Below are 20,769 nucleotides of genomic sequence, written 5' to 3' on the forward strand. Positions count from 1 at the left end.
TCTCGGCAATGGCTGTGGATGCGGTAACAATGACAACTGCTGGATCATCGTGGTTCTGCTTCTTCTTTGCGGCAACAACGGCTTTGGCTGCGGTAACGGCTGCGGAGGATGTGGATGCTGATCCCGCCCCTTTCAACAAACTACAGTCTGCAGACAAAAAGCAGAGGATCATTTCCTCTGCCTTTGTCTGTTTCTTTCTGCCCGTCGCTCTTTTTCTCTCTGCATATTTTCCCTTCTATGCTTAAGACATTCCAGGTCCAGTTCATAAAAAGCATTTCCGTCCAGCACAAGCTTTTCTTTTTTGTTTTCCATGGTTGCTGCCTTTCTGATCTTTCTTACTATTTATCTTATGTCAAATCATCCTCCCACGTCATAATCTAAAAGCAAAAAGCATATCTTCGTAATAAAAAAAGGAGCTTTGCCTTATGGAAGAGGAAATTATCGCTCAGACAAAATTCGACCAGCTCATTTCCGACGACCAGTCGCAGATGCTGAAAGCTTTTATTCCTTATCTTTCCCCGAGAGGCCAGCAGCTTCTCTCCGTGTTCACCAAAACCAGAGAACTCTCAAACACCTTGGCATTATTCCGCGGCAGACAGCCTGATATGCAGATCTGCAGTTCTTCTGTTTCCAGTCCTTCCGAACTTCTGGATGATCTTCGGAAATTCAGCTATGGCAGGAGCCGCAGGCAGCTTGACCAGATCAGCAACTTTCTTGTCATGATGCAGCTGATACAGGTTATGAGCCACTCTGACCAGGAAGAAGGTGATCCAAATGACCCAGGAATGGCAGAATGACCCCAAACTCCAAAATATCGATCCGTCAAAACTTGCCCTCCTACAGAACCTCGCAGACCAGAGCGGAGGCAGATCCCCGTCTGATATGCTTCCATTTCTGATGAGTGCCGCTGCACAGGGGCGGCAGAACGGACTTCAGTTCTCGTCTGATGAGATCGGAGCAATCCTGAATGTCCTCAAAGCCGGAAAATCGCCAAAAGAGGCGGCAAAGCTTGATCAGATCGTCAGCCTGATGCGGATGATCCGATAGGCAGCAGACACACCACTGACATCTTCTCAATAAATCAGACAAAAAAATCCCCCACTGTCCAGCTCAACAGCGGGGGATTTCTCATATGGATCTTAATTATTTTCCTTATCAGCGCGTTCCATCATGCAGTCGCGTAAGAATGCCAGTCCGTGTGCAACGGTCTGTTCTCTCACTCTTGCACGGTTGCCCTGGAAATGGAATTCTCTTACCTGCGTGCAGCCCTTATAGGAGCATCCCATAAAGACGGTTCCGACCGGTTTTTCTTTTGTTCCACCGCCCGGGCCTGCGATCCCTGTCACGGAAAGGCAGATATCTGTCTTGGAGGCTTTGCGGCCTCCCTTTGCCATTTCTGCTGCACATTCCTCGGATACAGCTCCGTGTTTCTTAAGTGTGGACTTACTGACATCGAGGCATCTTCTCTTGGCTTTGTTGCTGTAAGTAACCATGCCCTGCAAAAATACCTCAGAAGCACCTGACACATTGACGATCCTTGCGGCGATCGCACCGCCTGTACAGGATTCTGCCAGAGAAAGTGTCATTTCCTGTTCTTTCAGCATATCTACCACAGCTTCCTCCAGAGACTTGGATTCTTCTGTCGCAAAAATGTTTCTTCCGAATCTTGCCTTAAGTTCTTTGACAACAGGTTTGATGAGTTTCTTACATTCCTTCTCATTCTTGCCCTTGGCGGTAATGCGAAGATGTACCTCACCGGTCTTGGCATATGGTGCGATCGTCGGATTGGTCTGGCTTTCGATCAGATCCTCAATCTCCTCTGCAACCTGACTCTCACCGATCGAGCAGATCTTCACCATCTGGGAATAAATGATCTCCGGCTGTTTCTTGCGAAGATATGGAAAAACGGACTCCTCAAACATCGGTCTCATCTCACCTGGAGGTCCTGGAAGAAGGATGGCTGTCTTGCCTTTTTTCTCAAGGACCAGTCCCGGTGCGGTGCCATTGTGGTTATCGAGAACGATCGCTCCCTTCGGGACCATTGCCTGCTTGTAGTTGTTGGCTGTGATCTTGCGCTGAGGGTTGTTTTTCTTATACTGCTCGAGGTATGCTTCCATCAGTTTCCTGCTGTGGCGATCCTCCACCAGTTTCATTCCCATGACTTCAGCGGTAACTTCCTTCGTCAGATCATCCTCGGTAGGTCCAAGTCCACCTGTGAGGATCACTATATCAGAACGGTCCAGTGCCGTCTGAATGGTCTCGCGCATACGTGTCTCATTGTCTCCCACAACTGTCTGATAATAGACAGAAAGCCCAAGCTCTGCACATTTTTCGGAAAGATATGCGCTGTTGGTATTCACAATATTTCCAAGAAGTATTTCTGTTCCTACAGAAATCAGCTCTGTTATCATTTGATATCTGCCTCCTGATTATAAAAACGGATTACTCCTGCATGGACAGAACGGAACGGTTCTGCCAGATATAAGTGATCAGTGAAATGATGGTCAGTGCAAGAGAGATCCAGATAAAAATCTGCTCCAGGATCACAAATGCAGCAATGTTATCAAAATGCAGGATCAGCAAAATGATCATGACCATCTGTGATGCTGTCTTGAATTTGCCCCAGTAATTCGCTGCGATGACAATGCCATTCTCTGCAGCGATCAGACGAAATCCACTGATAATAAATTCTCTTCCTATAATAATGATAACAAACCAGGCCGGAAGTCTGCCAAGTTCGATCATACAGATCATTGCAGAACACACAAGAAGTTTGTCCGCAAGAGGATCCATAAATTTACCAAAATTTGTTACTAAATTATTTTTACGGGCCAGGTATCCGTCAAACCAGTCTGTGATGCTGGCTGCTGCAAAGATAACGAGAGCGATATAGCGATTTGCCTCTCCGCCCCATCCTGTCAGCAGAAATACAACAAGAAACGGAACCATGATCATTCTGGCCACTGTCAGTTTATTCGGTGTATTCATCAGCTAATTCTCCTATTAAATCGTATTCCAGCGCACCTGTCACACGGACACGTGCAAAGTCACCTGTCACAAGAAGTTCCCCTGTCTGAACAAAGATATATCCGTCAACCTTCGGCGCATCTGCATAAGTTCTCGCAATATAGGCGCTCTCGCCGGATACTTTACCCTCGATCATAACAACAAGTTCCTGTCCGATCCGCTCATCACCCTTCTCCAGAGAAATCTCCTGCTGGAGAGACATGAGTTCATCTCTTCTCTCTTCCTTAACTTCCTCCGGAACCTGTCCTTCCATGGTTTCTGCCGGTGTTCCTTCCTCCGGTGAGTAAGTGAACACGCCGAGACGGTCGAATTCCATCTCATCCACGAATTCCATCAGTTCTTCATGATCTTCCTGGGTCTCACCCGGGAAGCCAGTGATCAGAGAAGTACGGAGCACAATGTCCGGGATCTCACGGCGAAGTTTCGCGATAATGTCTTCGAGCTGCTTCCTTGTCGTGCGGCGGCCCATTCTCTTAAGGATACGGTCGCTTGCATGCTGGATCGGAAGGTCAAGATAATTGCAGATCTTCTTTTCTTCTTTCATGACCTGGACCAGCTCATCGTAGATCTCCTCCGGATAACAGTAGAGAACACGGATCCAGCGGATTCCTTTGATCTGACAGAGCTTCTTAAGCAGGATGTGGAGTGTTTTTTTGCCGTAGAGATCTGTACCGTAAACGGTGGTCTCCTGAGCTACAAGGATCAGCTCCTTGACTCCCTGAGATGCCATGTATTCTGCCTGTGCAAGAAGTCGTTCTTCCGGAACACTTCTGAATCTGCCACGAAGGGACGGGATGATGCAGTAGGTGCAGTGCTTGTCACAGCCCTCTGCGATCTTGAGATAACCAAAGTGGCCGCCCGTTGTCAGCACACGTCTGCCGGAGTCCTCCGGAAGTTCATTGATATCGCGGAACTCCTGGAAAACATTTCCTGCCTGTGCTTCGTTTAATGCCTTTACAATGTCGCCGTAAGATGTGGTTCCGAGAACGGCATCCACCTCCGGGATCTCCTGTGTGATTTCTTCTTTGTAGCGCTGTGCCATGCAGCCAGTTACAATCAGTGCTTTGCAATTGCCTGTTTTTTTATATTCTGCCATCTCAAGGATCGTATTGACACTCTCCTCCTTGGCATCATGGATAAAACAGCAGGTATTGATCACGATCGCATCTGCTTCCTCCTCGGAATCCACGATCTCATGCCCGCTTCCGGTAAGAAGTCCGAGCATTTCCTCTGAATCCGCAAGGTTCTTGTCACAGCCCAGTGATATAAATAAAATTTTCATATAATCTCCTGATACACATAATCAGAAGACAAGCTGTCTTCTGATCATGGTAGTTTACTGGTTATTTTCTTCGGTTGTTTCTTCTGCAGCAGTCTCTGCTGTCTCCTCTACAGCTTCTTCGGAAGCAGCCGGTGTGGTTTCCTCTGCTTCTTCCTCAGAGGTTGCTACGATCTTAACTTTGCCTTTGTATAACTCGTCGATCGCGATCGCAAGCGGTTTCTTGCCTGCCGCACCATCAACAAGCGGTTCTGCTCCTGCGATCAGCTGTCTTGCTCTCTTGCTGGTTGCAAGTACCAGAGAATAACGGCTGTTGAGCATCATTGTGTTGTCGTCTTCCTCTGCGTTGTTGTTGATTGCCTGAATCAGTTCTGTATATGACGGATGTATCATATTAAAATTCTCCTTTCATGTTTCAGTTTATATTATAAGGGTGACCTTACTTACTTAATTAAAAAATTCCCGGGATTCCTTCTGGATCGTTCGGATAAATTCCTCGTTACGACTTGCGCGGCGGCGCTCACTCAGGATGATCTCATGAAGTTCATCCACGCAGTCCTCCACAACGTCATTCACAAGAAGATAATCATAAGACTCGATTCCCTCTGCTTCCTCAGAAGCTCTCTTAAGACGTGATTCGATAACTTCCTGTGTCTCGGTTCCTCTTCCTACCAGACGGTCTTTCAGCTCCTGGATCGTCGGCGGTGTCACGAAGATAAGGACTGTATCCGGGATCTTCTCCTTGATCTTCATTGCCCCCTGGATCTCAATCTCCAGGATCACATTCTTGCCCTTGGAAAGCATCTCCTCTACGTAAGAGCGCGGAGTTCCGTAATAGTTCTCTACATACTGCGCATACTCCAGAAGCTCATCAGCCTCGATCATCGCCTCTACTTCTTCTTTTGTCCTGAAAAAATAATCCCTGCCGTCCACTTCACCTTCACGCGGTTTCCTGGTAGTAACAGAGATAGAAAGTGCACAGTCGTCATACTTCTCAAGAAGACGCTTCATCACTGTGCCCTTGCCGGCTCCGGAAAATCCGGACACTACTGTCAAAACTCCCTTACTCATGTTCTTCTTCCCTCTCCTCATAATCATATGCCTCTGCAAATCTCCTGGCTATCGTCTCCGGCTGGAGTGCTGACAGAACAATATAATCGTCGGATGTGACGATCACTGCCTTCGTCTTGCGCCCCTGTGTCGCATCGATCAGCGAACGTGTGCCCTTGATGCTCTGTATCATTCGCTTTACCGGTGCGGCATCCGGACTGACCACTGCCACGATCTTGCGGGAATTTACCACATTACCAAATCCTATATTAATTAACTTAGCCACAAAAACTCAGCTGCCTCCATTACTCAATATTCTGAATCTGCTCACGGATCTTCTCGATCTCTGTCTTGAGTCCGATCGCGATATCGGAAACTTCAAGATCACTGGATTTCGACAGGATCGTATTCGCCTCACGGTTCATCTCCTGCGCCATGAAGTCCATCTTGCGTCCCACGCCTTCCTGTTCATTCAGGATCTTCTTCATTCCAAGGATATGGCTGTGCAGGCGGACGGTCTCCTCATCATTGCAGATCTTGTCAGAAAAAAGGACCACCTCTGCCGCGATACGGTTATCGTCGATCTGGCTGTCCTCCAGAAGATCATGAACCTTCTGCTCCAGCTTCTCACGGTACGCACGGACTACTTCCGGTGAACGGGTCTCTACTTTGCAGACCATTTCATCCAGACCATCCAGCTTCGCAAGAAGATCTTCTTTCAGATGTGCACCCTCTCTGGCACGTGTCTCCACAAATTTCTCGCAGGCTTCGCGAAGCGGCTCCTCCAGAGATTTCCAGAGTTCCTCCTCATCTACGGACTGTTCTTCCATCGTCAGAACTTCCGGATAACGGGAAAGTGTTGACACCCGGATATCATTCTCAAGCCCGAACTCCTCTGACATCTGTTTCAGATAGCCGAGATAAGCGGCTGCCAGATCATGATTATATTTAAGGGCAACATTGCCTCCTGTATAATCCTCATAGGTAATAAAAACATCTACCTTGCCACGCTGCATATACTGCTTCATCAGGTTACGTACCTGTCCCTCCAGCATATTGAATTTACGCGGCATCTTGATGTTCAGATCCAGATATCTGTGATTGACAGATTTCAGTTCTACTGTGATCTTCTGCTGCTTTGTTACTTTTTCTGCATGGCCAAAGCCTGTCATACTTTTTATCATAGGTTTTCTCACTTTGCAAGTCTTTTCTACATACAGATTTATTATAGTGCATTCTAAAATTCTAGTCAATTCGTTTTTTTTATAAATATTTTATCAACTACCGGCAGGTGCGTTGACATTTCCATCTTTAAAAGGTTACAATATGGCTATATCGTACTTAATTCACGGAGGAGATAAATACAAAAATGAATGAAAAAATCAAACACTTTTCGCTGCTGACAGGAAGCACCCTGATCATGGCAGTCGGTACTTATTTTTTCAAATTTACAAACAACTTTACCTTTGGCGGCATCACAGGTCTGGCGGTCCTTGTCGCTGATAAGACAAACATTTCCGCCAGTGACTTTTCTTTCATTGTAAACATGCTGCTTCTTGCACTCGGTTTCGTCGTGCTTGGACGTAAATTCGCTGCCAAGACAGCCTACTGCAGTATCCTGCTTTCCGTAGCACTGTCTTTCCTCTCACGTGTATGTCCGATGGAGCATCCGCTGACTGACCAGACGATGCTGGAACTTTGTTTTGCCATCGCACTTCCTGCACTTGGTTCTGCGATCCTTTTTAACATCGGTTCTTCCAGCGGCGGTACGGATATCATTGCGATGATCCTCAAGAAATACAGCAGTTTTGATATCGGCAAGGCACTTCTCGTGACAGATATCATGATCACGGTTGCAGGCTGCTTCGTGTTCAACATTGAGACAGGTCTTTATTCTTTCCTTGGTCTTGCGGTCCGTTCTTTCATGATCGACAACTTCATCGAGAGTTTCAACCTTTCCAAGTATTTCAATGTCGTCTGTGACAACCCGGATGATATCTGTGACTTCCTTGTTCACGATCTCAACCGAAGCGCAACTGTGGTCCACGCACAGGGTGCTTTTTCCGGAAAAGACAAATACATCGTCTTAACCGCACTTAACCGTCCTCAGGCAGTCCGTCTGAGAAACTACATAAAAGAAAATCAGCCAACCGCCTTTATTCTGATCTCCAACACCAGTGAGATCATCGGTAAGGGATTCCATAATGTCTGATTTAACTAAAGGAGATTTTTATTATGGCTTTTGATGGAATTACCATTGCCGCAATGGTTCAGGAATTACACCGTAATCTCGATGGAGGGCGTTTCAACAAGATCGCCCAGCCTGAATCAGATGCTCTTATGATCACAGGAAAGGGAGCAAACGGACAGTGCAGGCTTCTGATCTCTGCCAGTGCCTCTCTTCCTCTGATCTATTTCACTGACAAAAACAAACCAAGTCCGCTCACCGCGCCGAACTTCTGTATGCTTCTCCGTAAGCATATCGGCAGTGCCCGTATCAGCAGCATCCGCCAGCCCGGCATGGAACGTGTTGTAGAATTTGAGCTGGAACACCGCAATGAGATGGGCGATCCCTGTAAGAAGTTCCTGATCGTAGAACTGATGGGCAAGCACAGCAACATCATCTTCTGCGACGAAAACCGCATGATCCTCGACAGTATCAAGCACGTTTCTTCTCATATGAGTTCTGTCCGTGAGGTTCTTCCTGGAAGAGATTATTTTCTTCCGCACACACAGGAGAAATCTGACCCGCTGACGATCACAGAGACAGAATTCATCGAAACGATCTGCCATAAACCATGCAACATATCCAAGGCACTCTACACCTCTCTCACCGGCTTAAGCCCGCTGATCGCAGAGGAGATCTGCTACCGTGCCTCCATCGACGGAAGCGATGCCGCACAGTCTCTGAACGAGACTGCTGCCACACATCTCTACCACACTTTCCGCCGGCTGATGGATCAGGTCGTAGAAGGAGATTTCACACCGAACATCATCTACCGTGACAACGAGCCGGTAGAATACGCTGTACTTCCTCTGACACAGTACGGAAGCGAATACCACAGTGAAACTTTCCCGACCGTTTCTTCCATGCTGGAAACCTATTACGCATCCCGCGATACCCTGAACCGTATCCGTCAGAAATCTTCTGATCTTCGAAGGATCGTACAAACTGCCCTGGAGCGTAACCGCAAGAAATACGCCCTTCAGCAGAAACAGATGAAAGACACTGCCAAGAAGGACAAATACAAAGTCTACGGCGAACTCATCAATACCTACGGCTATGGCCTGGAAGAGGGATGTAAATCCTTCAAGGCACTGAATTATTACACCAATGAGGAGATCACGATCCCTCTTGACCCGACCCTGACTCCTCAGGAAAATGCAAAGAAATATTTCGACCGCTACGGCAAACTCAAACGTACTGAGGAAGCTCTTACCGAACAGCTTGCCGATACAGAATCCGAGATCGAGCATCTGGAATCCATCTCCAACGCCCTTGATATCGCCCTCGCAGAGAGTGACTTGAGCCAGATCAAGGAAGAGCTGACCGAATATGGCTACATCAAAAAACATTATTCCGGCAAAAAAGGTGCAAAGGCGCAGACCAAGTCCAAACCATTCCACTATGTTTCCAGTGACGGATTTGATATCTTCGTCGGCAAAAATAACTTCCAGAATGATGAGCTGACTTTCAAACAGGCAACCGGAAACGACTGGTGGTTCCACGCCAAAAAGATGGCAGGCTCCCATGTCGTTGTCAAAACTCCGGACGGAGAACTTCCGGACCGCACTTTTGAGGAGGCAGGCCGCCTCGCAGCCTATTACTCCAAAGGCCGCACTGCCCCAAAAGTCGAGATCGACTACATTCAGAAAAAACATGTCAAAAAACCGGGCGGTGCCAAACCGGGATTTGTCGTTTACTACACGAACTACTCCCTGATGGCAGAGCCGGATATCACAGGAATCCAGGAAGTTCCTTCCGGGAAATAACCAGAAAAAAGGCTGCAACTCAGATCATTTCTCTGAGTTACAGCCTTTTTCGCTGCATGGCGTGTCTCCTGAACAGTTATAGTATCTCACAATGTGGAAAATATAATATCAGTCTGAAAATGTCTTTTTCCTGACTGACAGTGCATTTGCCTCCCATTTTTGTCATCATGTTTTTGATACTCTGGATTCCCACACCTGTACTTTCCTGAGGATCTCCTGTGCAGGAGATCCTGTTTTCAAAATAAAATCCTCTCATGCCATTACGTCTGGCTGTTCCTATTGTAACTGGTGCTTTTTTATCTGCATATTTCTGAATATTGGAAGTGATGTTATCCAGGATGCGGGAAACATAGTCCGTTGATACCTGCATTCTGGAATCTGACCATTCTACCTGAAAATCCACCTGGAACCCCTGATGTTCTAGATAACTGATCGTCTCCGAAAACAGATCATAAAACAGAATTTTTTCGCTTTCAGGCTCTTCCATGGAGATTTCCTGATCACTGCTTACCAGTGAATACTCAAACAGATTGTCTGTGAGCTGTTTCATCCGTCTTGTTTTGCGGTGGATTTTTTTTATATACTCGCAAAACTGTTCCTCGTCTTTATAGGTTCCCTTTTCAAGAAGTTCTGTATACAGCATGATCGAAGTCAGAGGAGTCCGCAGATCATGGGACATCTGTGTGACTATTTTCTGATTTTCCTTCACGATCTCTGCTTCCTGCTGCACCTGTTTCTTAAAAGATTTCCTCATGCATTCCAGCCCCTGTGCAAGAGCTGTAAGTTCATCTTTCCCGGAAACAGTAACAGAATAGTCAAGGTCGCCCCCTTCAAGGATCTCAATTTCCCTGCTCAGTTTCCAAATGTAATTCATCTTTTTTCGAATCCCCATCAGGACGAGAATAACAAATACTACCGCTGAAAGAGCCAGTGCTGCAAATATCATATAATTGTACAGCTGGTAATCATAGACTCCTGAGAGGGAAATTTCTGCCTCCCCATCTGAAAACTGTACAGAATAAAACGCATTCCATCCGTAATAGTTCTTGGGGATTTTTTCATTGCGAATATTCAGCTCTTCCGGATAATCGGAATCATAAACCAAGATATCATCCTTAAACACCAGCATGGAACTCAGCACTTTCTCTTTATCCATCCATTTTGACAGTACCAGAACGTCAGACGTACTTAATTTTTCCTGTGAAACATACTCCTGCAGTCTCGAAACATACAGTTCATCTTTTCGCTCGGAATAATCAGAATTGACATAGTACTCATAAACCATTTCTTCGCCAATCCAGTCTGCCCCATAAAACACGCCTACTGCAGCCAGCATGGAAAACAGTAGCAGGATCAGAAGCTGAAAATAGAGAGAATTTCTTCTAGGAATACCTTGCGTCAAATTTATACCCCTTTCCCCATATGGTCGTTATATATCTGGGATTCTGAGGATTCTTTTCGATCTTTACCCGGAGTTTCCGGATATGGACCATCACAGTACCGTTGCAGGAATAAAAATATGGTTCGTTCCAGACACTTTCATAAATGTTCTGTGCAGAAAATATTTTACGCGGATGTTCCATCAGAAGAAGCAGGATCCGGTACTCAAGTTCCGAAAACTCTTTCTCCTTTCCATCCACAAATACTTCATTATAATTGCGGTTGATCCGTATATTGCCGATCTTTATGTAATTATCCTCCTGACCCTCTGATGTTTCATTTTTGCCCATATAAACTTTATATCTCCGAAGGAGTGCCTTGACTCTCCCCAGAAGTTCTGCATAGGAGAACGGCTTGGTAAGATAGTCATCTCCTCCGGCCATCAGTCCGATCAGCTTGTCAGATTCCTGTACTTTAGCCGTCAGGAATAACACCGGGACATTCGATATCTTTCTTATTTCCTCGCAGGTACGAAGTCCGGAGATTCCCGGCATCATAATATCCAGAATGACAAGATCTGTGTCATCCCGAAGATTCTCAAGCCCCTCTCTGCCATCCTCTGCCTCATCTACCATATAATCTTCACTTTCCAGAAGGATCCGGACACCCTCTCGGATATCTGCGTCATCCTCAACGATCAATATTCTCTCTTTACTCAATGTTCAGCTCCCCGCCTTTACTTTCTTTTTTGCCTGTTTTTCTGCATTTTGCGCCGCCTCCCGGTACTGTATCAGAGATTCATTCCAGGATCTGTATGTACTTTCACTTTTTCTGCTCTTTAGATGATACTCTTTTTTCAGGTATCTGCCAAGATAATCTGATACTTTTACAGCCCCAAGTATGTTCAGATGATCACCTTTATCAAGGCTGTCCTCCGACCAGTTTATACCCAGTTCTTTAATTTTCAGGTTCAGATCCAGATATTTAAGTCCGTTTTCTCTCGCATATGCTTCCATGGTATTATGTTTCCGGAAAGAGTAGTTCTTCGGAGACGGCGCACTGTACAGAAAGAGCTGGATATTATTTTTTCTGCACAGGCTGACGATCTGATCCATCATAAATCTTGTAATGCGGGACATCCGTTCCGTTTTGGCGGTTTTTTTCATATAAGATCCACCTGTATAGGCTTCCACAACATCTCTGAGAACAAATCCTTTATAAAACGTCTGACTCCTTTTGTCTTCTCCTGTCACCCATGCTTTCCAGGAATTATGAAGACGGAATACAGGGAAATAATAAAGCATCGTCTGTACCAGAGTCTCTTTGATACCACGCACTGCGCTCTGCGGTCGGAATATCATATTTGTCTCGATCGCGACAACTTTGGGTTTCTGGGTTTTGAGTGCTTTTTTGAGCATGTAGTAGCTCTCCTGTATTTTCTGACCGGTCTGCCCGCCTACATAGGAAGGAATGCCTTCCTTGTCCCAGATTTCCATTGGAGAAACGGTTGTATAGCTCTCACTGTCTCCGATCACAAGAACATCGATCGTGTCTGCCGGTTCATTTTCCAGCTCAACCATACTCTTGTTTCTGTTCTGTACCAGATCTGTATTTGTCCGTGCCAGAGCAGACATCACCGCAGAAGCTGCCATCAGAAGGCACAAAAGAATCGCACAGAAAGCCACCGGCCTTACTATTTTTTTCCTAAAATCCTGCATAGATCAAATCTACCTGCTGATAACCGGTGCCATATGCTCCAAACAGAATTACTGCAAAAATAAGTACATAGTACAAAAGCCACCGTGACGGAACTTTCATCTGCTGCAGTTTTGACCAGTTCAGCATTTCCCTTTCTTTCAGAATATCATAAACAGTGACCACAAGGATGCCCACGACAGTAATTCCAAGGTCAGGTACAGACAGACCTAAGCGAAGCAGACTTCCATCCCAGAGTCTGTGCAATTCAAATCCATGAAAAATACTTCCAAACATATGCAGACCCGCTCTCAGTCCATTTGCCCGGAAAAACATCTCTCCTGTAAAAATGATCACCCAGGTTTTTAATATCTGCGGAACTCTCCAGTACAGTGCCTTTTCGTTCAGGTTAAACTTCTTAAGGATTCCTTCCCTGACAGGTGCCACCGCTTCTCCTGCAAGCAGGATCACAAAATAATACATTCCATAAAAAATATAATTCCACTGTGCTCCATGCCACAGACCGTTACTGAGCCAGACCGGAAACAGCGTCAGGGCAAAAATGCCCATCTTTGTAAGATATTTTCCTGCATGTTCTCTTCCAAAATGATTCCATTTTTTTACGATCCCGGAGACAGAAACCGGATAAAACACATAGGCTTTGAGCCATGCGCCCAGAGTAATGTGCCATCTTCTCCAGAATTCCGAAGCATTTCCAGAAAAAAATGGCTGACGGAAGTTTTCGGGCAAAGCCACACCAAACAGATTTCCGCTTCCGATCACAATATCCATGCAGCCGGAAAACTCCATATAAAGCTGCAGCGTATAGGAAACTGCCCCGACCAGGATCATCACGCCATGGTAATTCTGATAATGTTCAAAGATCATCTGTACGATCATATAGAGTCTGTCTGCAACTACGATCTTCTTGAACATTCCCCATACAATACGTATGGCTCCCTGTGCAAGATTTTCCATGCGTACTGGTGCACATTCCCAGAGTGCATCAGCAGTCTCATTCCACGTACCGATCGGTCCCTCCATGATCTGCGGAAAAAATCCAAGAAACAATGCTATTTTTGCCCAGTTTTTCTCCGCATGGATCCTGCCCCAGTACACATCTGCCATGTATCCGACAGCTTCCAGTGTGTAAAAAGAGATTCCAATCGGAACCAGCAGTGTCTGCGGCTGAAGGAAGACTGATCTTCCTGACATTTCAAGGATATGATTTATATTTGTCACAAAGAAATTACAATATTTCAGATATCCAAGGATCCCCAGAAGGAGCAGGATCCCTGCGATCAGCGTTCTTTTTTCTCTGGACTTATACTGCTTCTTTATGAAAGTACGGGGCTCTCTGGCTCCCTGTTCTTTTGCCTTCTTTTTTCCCTCAGCTTTCAGATGATCCATATGACGTCCGATTCCATAGATCAATGTCGTTACTCCGATCAGGTAAACGACAAGCCAGCGGCTGAAAGACCAGAAAAAGACGTATCCTGCCAGTATCAGGACCGCACGCCGGATTTTCCTGGGAGTCAATGCATAAACAAGTACAACAAAAGGAAGAAAGCAGAACAGGTAGATTCCCTGATGATATGCCATATTAGTTATCCTCCATATTTAAAATCGCAAAAGTTCAGTATGTCATGTTTCTAACTTTCACCTGCCCTTACGTGTCATATTTTTACACAGTCTCTTTAACATTTCCTGAATCATTTCTTAAAGTTTCTTAATTTTCCATCTTTCCCCATAAAAAAATATCCTGCACAGACCACACTGCTCAATAAAACAGAGGATCTGTCAGGATATCTTTTATTATTACTTCGTTATTTGATTATAGTTTATTCTCAGTGGATTCCAAGGATGTCCTTAACTGCTGCCGGCATATCCGGTGCATCTACAACTCTGTCATGAAGGACAGGTGCTGTACGGATCTCCTCTACTGCTCTCGGGATCTTGACACCGGAGATCTTGGTCAGCTCATCTGCCAGTGCGAAGTCATCCAGTCCCTCTCCCTTGTTGGAGATTGCAGCCATAACACTTCTTGTGAATTTGTACGGGCTTGCTGTGGATGCGATCACAGTCGGAAGAGTGTCATCTGTGTCTTTGACATATTTCTTGTAAACGCCTGCTGCAACTGCTGTATGCGGATCGATCACATAGTCTGCCTTCTCAAATGTCTCATGGATCGCTTCTTTGGTCTCTGCTTCGCTGCAGTAGTTTCCGTAGAAGTCAGCAAGTCCTGCTTTCATTTCGTCTGTGATCGTGTATTCCCCACCCTGACTTAATGCCTGCATCAGTTCTGCACATTTCTCTGCATTCTCTCCTGTGAGACGGTAGATCAGACGCTCCAGGTTACTGGAGATCAGGATATCCATGGATGGAGAAGTTGTAAGGATAAAATCTCTCTTTCTGTCGTAAGTTCCTGTACGGAAGAAATCAAACAGGACTTTGTTTTCATTGGAAGCACAGATCAGTTTGTGGATCGGAAGTCCCATCTGTTTTGCATAGAATGCAGCAAGGATGTTTCCGAAGTTTCCGGTAGGAACAACAACATTGATCTCATCTCCTGCCTTGATGGCACCTTTCTTGACCAGTTTCGCATAAGCATATACATAATATACGATCTGCGGTACCAGACGGCCGATGTTGATGGAGTTTGCGGAGGAGAACTGGAAGCCTGCCTCATTAAGCTCTGCGGCAAGTTCCTTATCGTTGAACATCTTCTTGACTGCGGTCTGTGCGTCGTCGAAGTTTCCTGTGATACCTACAACGGCTGTGTTGGCACCTTTCTGAGTTACCATCTGCTTCTCCTGGATCGGGCTTACACCGTGCTTCGGATAGAATACGATAATCCTTGTTCCCGGAACATCTGCAAAACCAGCCAGTGCAGCCTTACCGGTATCTCCGGAAGTTGCAGTCAGGATCACGATGTCGTTCTTGACCTGGTTCTTTCTCGCTGCTGTTGTCATAAGATGTGGAAGAATGGACAGTGCCATATCCTTGAAAGCGATGGTAGAACCGTGGAACAGTTCCAGATAGTAAGCTCCATCTGCCTCATGAAGCGGTGCGATCTCTGTGGTGTCGAATTTCTCATCGTATGCATTTACAATACAGTTCTTCAGCTCTTCTTCTGTAAAATCTGTAAGAAAACGGCTCATAACTTCATAGGCTGTTTCCTGATATGTCATCTGAGCAAGTTTCTCTACAGGAACATCCAGTTTCGGAATAGAAGTAGGTACGAACAAACCTCCGTCTTCGGAAAGTCCTTTCAAAATAGCCATAGACGCTGTTACTGTCTCGCCTTTGCCTCTGGTGCTCTTATATAATACCTGCATGTATCCTTCCTGCCTTTCTTTGGTTCTTTTTTGATTTTTGTCATAGTATACCACGGTAACGTGTAAAATTCCATAGTAAAATTCAAAAAGCTCCGAAAGATTCTCATTCTCTCGGAGCTGTATACGTTGTCCCTGTATTCTAGTGTGCTGCAAGCACCTCATCCGGATATGTATAAAATTCATGTACACCGTGCTTGAACAGCTTCTTGAGGTTCTTGTCAAACCAGGAGATATTGTCCCTGGCCGCGGCTGATTTCTGGATAAAGAACAGCGCACCCTGGGAATAATCCGTTCCCTCAAGGACCTGTCTGACGGCATCCTTCGTCTCCTGTGAAACAGTGACTTCTGAAATCCGTCCGTCCTCGACCGGCGAAAACTGAGCTACGCCATTATCATACTCCCAGATGACATCTGTGACATTATCTGGAAATTCACTGTATTTCACACGATTCATGATCACATTGGCAACCATGATCCTGCCCTTGATATCCTCTGTTCCTGCTTCTGCCTCCACGATCTGCAGAAGGTTCTGATAATCCTCATCGGACATCATCTTCGCAGAAGATACGACCTTGGAATCAAAATCGTCGATGGTCGTTGCCATGGATTCACTGACATTCATCTCAACTGCCTGGCTGGTGATCTTCTGTACGCGCTGGCCTACGATCACGTCCTCGCAGGAAGTTCCGATACGGTTGATCGTCATTCCCGCAGAAGGAGTCCCACTCACGCCGGAAGCCACACCTGCGATCCCTGATGGCAGATCATAATTCGCACCTTCATAAATACTGCTTCCTGTGCTGTCTGCTGCCGCATAGACTCTGTTCTGCTTATTAAGGCTGTCCGCGATCTTAAGACCGCCGGATACGGTCAGTACGGTAGCGGCACATACGCTCAGTGAAACAAAGGCTCTCAATGAGGCTGGCAGTCTCTTCCTGTTGTTCGTCTTATTCTTACCCTTAACGGGCTCCGGGTTCTGATTCTCTGATAATTCTGATTTCTTCATACTCTTATAATCCTTGCAATTTCATTATGTCTTCTTTTCTGAAATTATTTTTTCTGTAATATTTTCGTAATTTATAAGAAAATTATATTTAATAATCGTGCTCCTGTCAAGTATTTTTTCTTGATAGGGCTTTGGAAGACTTGGTTGTTATGGATCGATCTGCAGATATCATTATTATAAGAGTATTCTCTGCGAGGGTCAACAATTTTCGTTCGACACGATTTTTATCGCTGTTTAACCTGAATAGCGAAGTGCGTCGATCGGCTTTTTCTGGCTGCTTTGTTGGCCGGGTACAGGCCGAAGATGATACCGATCAGACCTGTAAATGCTACGGAGACCCATACCACACGCATATCCATCGTAAACTGCATGGACGGGGTAAAAATCCCCACAAGCTTCAGGATCACCCACGAAAGTCCGATTCCGGCGAAGCAGCCCATGATACTGACGATCAGCGCTTCCAGAAGAAACTGCATCATGATCGTTCTCTTGCAGGCCCCGATCGCTTTTCGGATTCCGATCTCCCTGGTACGCTCTGTCACGGAGACCAGCATAATGTTCATGATCCCGATGCCGCCGACCAGAAGGGAGATTGCTGCAATACCACCGATCATCAGTGCCATCGTGCTGTTGACACTTTCCATCGTATCCATGATCTCCGACTGATCTGAGATAGAAAAAGCATCCTCATCGTATTCAAACCGCTCCATAAGGAGCTTTGTCAGGGCATTTTCGGCTTCATCCAGAGTCTCCTCGCTGGTCGCAGAAGCACAGAACTGTGTCACATTCAGGATATTATCTGCAAGGCGTGTCATGGTAGAAAACGGAATGTATCCTTCAAGGACCACGGAACTGCCGGAATCCTCGTCGTCAGAACTGCTGCTCATCATATTTGTTCCCTTTGTAAGTGAAGAGGAACTGTCCTCCGTCAGCACTCCGATAACCAGGAAGCTTTTGCCGTTGAGAGAAATCTTTTCGCCTTCGACATCTGCCCTTCCCAGAAGCTCTACCGCTGTATCGTAAGTGAGGACCACGACATTGGTGTTGTTTTCCACATCAGCGTTTTTGATAAAACGTCCGTATTGTATCTCCATCTGCTGGATGTCCAGATAGCTGCCCGTTGTTCCGATCAGGGTCATGGATTCGCTTGTGTAGCCGCTTTTTGCTGTCACGCTGGTTCTTGCCATCGGTGCAGCCGCATCCACTTCATCCGGCTCGGCAAAACCGGAAATCTCACTTAATTTGAGTGGATTTTCCTTGTCATCGCTGATCGTAACGGTCAGGTAGCTGGAGCCCATCCCGGAAATCTCATCGGTAACAGAGGTTGTCGCGCCGTCCGCAATGGACACCAGGATCACCAGTGCAACCACACCGATCATGATCCCAAGCATTGTCAGGAAAGTACGGAGCTTATTTGTGGAAACTGCATACCATGCCATCTTGAAAGACTGCAGAAGTCTCATTTTCCGTCACCTACTTTCCCGGTCCGCCCTGACCGCCTCCGCCGCCAGGACCTCCACTCATATCACCACCGCCGTTTCCGTCCATCTGCGGCATACCGCCGCCATCCATGCCGCCCCCGCTCATATCCGGCATCTGCATGTCTGGCATATCTGTACTGCTGCCGGAAGAGCTGCTCTCTGAACGGAGATAATACACCGTCGTACCCTCTTCCAGTCCGTCTGTGATCTCCACGGTACTTCCATCAGAAAGCCCCGTCGTCACTTCTGTCTCGCCGAAAAGATTTCCATCGTCATCTTTTTCGGTATATACAAAGGTGCGGTCCCCTTTTTCCTGCAGTGCATTCATTGGAAGGGTAAGGACATCTTCACGGTCTTCGATCGTGATCGTCGCGGAAGCGTTCATGCCCTGTTTCATTTTGTCATCTTTTGGAATTGTGATCGTGATCGTATATTTGGCAACTCCGCCGCTGACGCTTGCCGTGTTTCCGATCTTTGTCACTTCGCCTTCAAATTCCTGATCCTCGATCGCGTCAAAAGTCACGACTGCTTTCTGACCGTGTTCTACAGAGTTGATATCGAGTTCATCCACACTTACAGAAAGAAGTCTGTTCTCGTCCGGTGAGATCGTAAAAGCTGTGACATCGGTGCTGTACTGACTGGCGGAATCTACAGCGTCCTCCGTGCTGTCTTCTTTGGATGTGGAAGTGCTGTCTGCTGTGCCTGCAGTTCCACTGGCACTTGCACCTGTGCTTCCGGTGCTTTGCCCCGCCTTTGCACTCTGGCTGTTACCGTTTCCTGCTGCGGCTGAATTTTGTGTAGTGCTGCTGTTTTCGTTATTCTGTGTGCTGCCTGTTGTATCCTGCTGTTCATTTGACTGCTGTTCATTCGATGAACTCTGTGATGTACTTCCATCTGTTACAGTCGAATCTGATTCCTGTCCGGAATTACCATTATCGCCGATCTGGTCACCTGAATTATTGTTTTCCGCTGCTGTTTCCGGAAATACCATCTGAAATTCCAGTGTTTTTCCATTATCAGAGATCTGCACACCGGATACTGTTCCTGTCTCAATCCCCTGAATGCTTGCCATGGTAAAGCAATAGCCCTCTGCTGCCGAAAGAACGACCAATGCCTTATATCCTGTCCCTGCTGCAAAGACACTGTCAGCCGGGTTCCAGGTGATCACTCCCGAATAGATACCGCCTGAAGCAGAAATGTCTGTCACTGGTGTCTGACCGGTCACCGGCGCCGGAATCACTGCAAGAGAGCCTGTCGAGTTTCCACTTCCCACTATGGAAAAAGCAATCTGCTGATCCTGTACGGTATCCTGCGTGTCATCGGAATTATTTTCTGTTTCCTCCACAATGACCGGTGTTGTCCCGTCATCAAAAGAGAGCTGTGTAAAGGTAAGATCCGAAAGATCCTGCCCTGTATATGCCATCTGTGATGCATTTCCCGCACCGCTGGTGGTACTGCTCTGCGCAGAAGATTCTGAGGAAGTCGTTCCGCTTGCTGCCACATTTACGTCCTGTACGATTCCATCCTGCTCTGCAATGATCTGCGGCGATCTGGCAAGCTGTGCAAGTTTCTGTAGTGTTTCTGTCCTTGCTTTACGGACAAGCAGCAGTTTTTCATATTCCGCACTGCTCTCCGTCCCTTCCAGGACCAGAAGCTCATCATCTGCACTGACGGATGCATTTTCGGTCACAGATACCGAAGATACGGTTCCTCCTGCCGCTGTGACTTCAAATGCCTGATGAATATAAAGTGTACCACTTCCAAGCACATTTCCGTTACTGTCAGATACACTCACCTCATCACCCAGAGTCGTCCCATTATCTGTGACGGTAATGATCGTACTGCCACTTTCCTGTGTATCTACAGTTCCTGTAACTACGGTTCCGTCGGATAAAGTTACCGAAACGCTGTCTCCTGCCGCTACAGAATCTGTTTTTTCGATAGATACTGCCATATATCCGTCCAGTGACAGCTCTATCAATGCGCCTTTTTCTGTTATGATATCTGCAACATCCGATCCTTCTTCAACATAGATCGCCTTCACTCTGCCTGACACCGAGCTTACAACTGCATTTGCATCCTCGTCTTCCTGGCAGGTGCGGATTTTCTCATCCAGCTCCTCCAGTTCGCTCTGGATCTCATCTATTGCAGTCTGTACGGATGCGCTGTCAACGTTTGCCAGAACCGTTCCCGCCGAAACGTAGTCTCCGCTTTCAACCAGAACGTCTCCAATCGTCAATCCTGATGGGATCGACACCGCCTCTGCATCATCCAGCTCCAGATTTCCGGTTCCTGTGATCGTATTTGAGATATTTCCTTTTTTTACTTCTGCTGTCTGTACCTTGCTGACTTCTGTGGCTGCTGCCACCGGCCGTCTCACTTTCCTGTAGACTACCGCTCCTGACGTTCCTGCCACTGCTACGACAACGATCAGACTTATTATTTTTTTCTTTTTGGATTTTTTCACTTTTCTTCCCTTATGAAACATCTTTACCCTCCAAGCCGTCCGTGTGATCGGAT

At 46.5% G+C, this 20,769-nt stretch carries 20 protein-coding genes; 4 read left to right on the forward strand and 16 right to left on the reverse strand.

The window, feature by feature from the left end; translation table 11 throughout:
- Positions 1 to 140: 140 nt before the first annotated feature.
- The gene (locus tag WMO75_RS09255; RefSeq protein ID WP_264466899.1) at positions 141 to 266 is read right to left on the reverse strand and encodes a hypothetical protein; all 126 of its coding nucleotides are present in this window, start codon (positions 264 to 266) and stop codon (positions 141 to 143) included.
- A gap of 159 nt (positions 267 to 425) precedes the next feature.
- Between WMO75_RS09255 and WMO75_RS09260 the strand changes: the two genes are divergently transcribed.
- Together WMO75_RS09260 and WMO75_RS09265 are read left to right on the forward strand one after the other, a co-directional pair.
- Entirely contained in the window at positions 426 to 797 is a 372-nt protein-coding gene (locus WMO75_RS09260) for a hypothetical protein (RefSeq protein WP_022214848.1), read from the forward strand.
- Positions 775 to 1,047, forward strand: coding sequence for a hypothetical protein (locus tag WMO75_RS09265; RefSeq protein ID WP_022214849.1), 273 nt, complete (start codon positions 775 to 777; stop codon positions 1,045 to 1,047). Before WMO75_RS09260 ends, WMO75_RS09265 begins: the two co-directional genes overlap by 23 nt.
- 92 nt (positions 1,048 to 1,139) lie before the next feature.
- On the opposite strand, the gene WMO75_RS09270 is transcribed toward WMO75_RS09265, so the two are convergent.
- Genes WMO75_RS09270 through WMO75_RS09300 form a run of 7 tightly spaced genes read right to left on the reverse strand, consistent with a single transcriptional unit; the run spans position 1,140 to position 6,540 of the window.
- A complete protein-coding gene (locus WMO75_RS09270) occupies positions 1,140 to 2,411 on the reverse strand; it encodes a competence/damage-inducible protein A (protein WP_349077932.1) in 1,272 nt (423 codons plus the stop codon).
- A 31-nt stretch (positions 2,412 to 2,442) separates the two neighbouring features.
- On the reverse strand, positions 2,443 to 2,988 hold the full coding sequence (gene pgsA, locus WMO75_RS09275; RefSeq protein WP_118698385.1) for a CDP-diacylglycerol--glycerol-3-phosphate 3-phosphatidyltransferase: 546 nt from the start codon (positions 2,986 to 2,988) through the stop codon (positions 2,443 to 2,445).
- Entirely contained in the window at positions 2,972 to 4,309 is a 1,338-nt protein-coding gene (gene rimO, locus WMO75_RS09280; protein ID WP_291581077.1) for a 30S ribosomal protein S12 methylthiotransferase RimO, read from the reverse strand. The genes pgsA and rimO overlap by 17 nt, the downstream gene beginning before the upstream one ends.
- Before the next feature lie 54 nt (positions 4,310 to 4,363).
- Entirely contained in the window at positions 4,364 to 4,699 is a 336-nt protein-coding gene (rpoZ, locus tag WMO75_RS09285) for a DNA-directed RNA polymerase subunit omega (protein WP_022214853.1), read from the reverse strand.
- Between the two features lie 54 nt (positions 4,700 to 4,753).
- Complete coding sequence (gmk, locus tag WMO75_RS09290; RefSeq protein WP_118698387.1) at positions 4,754 to 5,377, reverse strand: guanylate kinase; 624 nt, start codon at positions 5,375 to 5,377, stop codon at positions 4,754 to 4,756.
- A complete protein-coding gene (locus WMO75_RS09295; RefSeq protein WP_022214855.1) occupies positions 5,370 to 5,642 on the reverse strand; it encodes a DUF370 domain-containing protein in 273 nt (90 codons plus the stop codon). The genes gmk and WMO75_RS09295 overlap by 8 nt, the downstream gene beginning before the upstream one ends.
- A 19-nt stretch (positions 5,643 to 5,661) precedes the next feature.
- The gene (locus tag WMO75_RS09300; RefSeq protein WP_291581436.1) at positions 5,662 to 6,540 is read right to left on the reverse strand and encodes a YicC/YloC family endoribonuclease; all 879 of its coding nucleotides are present in this window, start codon (positions 6,538 to 6,540) and stop codon (positions 5,662 to 5,664) included.
- A gap of 185 nt (positions 6,541 to 6,725) precedes the next feature.
- Here WMO75_RS09300 and WMO75_RS09305 point away from each other — a divergent pair, with 185 nt between their 5' ends.
- Together WMO75_RS09305 and WMO75_RS09310 are read left to right on the forward strand one after the other, a co-directional pair.
- On the forward strand, positions 6,726 to 7,568 hold the full coding sequence (locus WMO75_RS09305) for a YitT family protein (RefSeq protein ID WP_173906539.1): 843 nt from the start codon (positions 6,726 to 6,728) through the stop codon (positions 7,566 to 7,568).
- A 23-nt stretch (positions 7,569 to 7,591) separates the two neighbouring features.
- Positions 7,592 to 9,349: an Rqc2 family fibronectin-binding protein gene (locus WMO75_RS09310; RefSeq protein ID WP_349077933.1), complete on the forward strand. Its 1,758-nt coding sequence runs from the start codon at positions 7,592 to 7,594 to the stop codon at positions 9,347 to 9,349.
- 76 nt (positions 9,350 to 9,425) lie between these two features.
- Here the strand turns inward: WMO75_RS09310 and WMO75_RS09315 are convergent, their stop codons facing one another.
- From WMO75_RS09315 to WMO75_RS09350, 8 genes are all read right to left on the reverse strand, one after another.
- Positions 9,426 to 10,751 (reverse strand): sensor histidine kinase, encoded by a 1,326-nt coding sequence (locus tag WMO75_RS09315; RefSeq protein ID WP_227222411.1) that lies wholly within the window; start codon positions 10,749 to 10,751, stop codon positions 9,426 to 9,428.
- A complete protein-coding gene (locus tag WMO75_RS09320) occupies positions 10,732 to 11,448 on the reverse strand; it encodes a response regulator transcription factor (protein WP_118698389.1) in 717 nt (238 codons plus the stop codon). Before WMO75_RS09320 ends, WMO75_RS09315 begins: the two co-directional genes overlap by 20 nt.
- Positions 11,449 to 11,451: 3 nt before the next feature.
- Positions 11,452 to 12,447: an SGNH/GDSL hydrolase family protein gene (locus tag WMO75_RS09325; RefSeq protein ID WP_349077934.1), complete on the reverse strand. Its 996-nt coding sequence runs from the start codon at positions 12,445 to 12,447 to the stop codon at positions 11,452 to 11,454.
- Positions 12,434 to 14,026 carry an MBOAT family O-acyltransferase gene (locus WMO75_RS09330; protein ID WP_227222410.1) on the reverse strand — a complete coding sequence of 531 codons (1,593 nt, stop codon included), beginning with the start codon at positions 14,024 to 14,026 and terminating at the stop codon, positions 12,434 to 12,436. Before WMO75_RS09330 ends, WMO75_RS09325 begins: the two co-directional genes overlap by 14 nt.
- 245 nt (positions 14,027 to 14,271) lie before the next feature.
- Positions 14,272 to 15,762: a threonine synthase gene (gene thrC, locus WMO75_RS09335; RefSeq protein ID WP_227222409.1), complete on the reverse strand. Its 1,491-nt coding sequence runs from the start codon at positions 15,760 to 15,762 to the stop codon at positions 14,272 to 14,274.
- Between the two features lie 139 nt (positions 15,763 to 15,901).
- Positions 15,902 to 16,768: a cell wall hydrolase gene (locus WMO75_RS09340; protein ID WP_022214864.1), complete on the reverse strand. Its 867-nt coding sequence runs from the start codon at positions 16,766 to 16,768 to the stop codon at positions 15,902 to 15,904.
- A 224-nt stretch (positions 16,769 to 16,992) separates the two neighbouring features.
- Positions 16,993 to 18,231, reverse strand: a complete 1,239-nt coding sequence (locus WMO75_RS09345; RefSeq protein ID WP_349077935.1) for an ABC transporter permease — start codon at positions 18,229 to 18,231, stop codon at positions 16,993 to 16,995.
- A 10-nt stretch (positions 18,232 to 18,241) separates the two neighbouring features.
- Entirely contained in the window at positions 18,242 to 20,737 is a 2,496-nt protein-coding gene (locus WMO75_RS09350; RefSeq protein WP_349077936.1) for an HlyD family efflux transporter periplasmic adaptor subunit, read from the reverse strand.
- Positions 20,738 to 20,769 lie beyond the last annotated feature (32 nt).

It is taken from the genome of Blautia intestinihominis (assembly GCF_040096655.1).
GTDB classification, from domain to species: domain Bacteria; phylum Bacillota; class Clostridia; order Lachnospirales; family Lachnospiraceae; genus Blautia_A; species Blautia_A intestinihominis.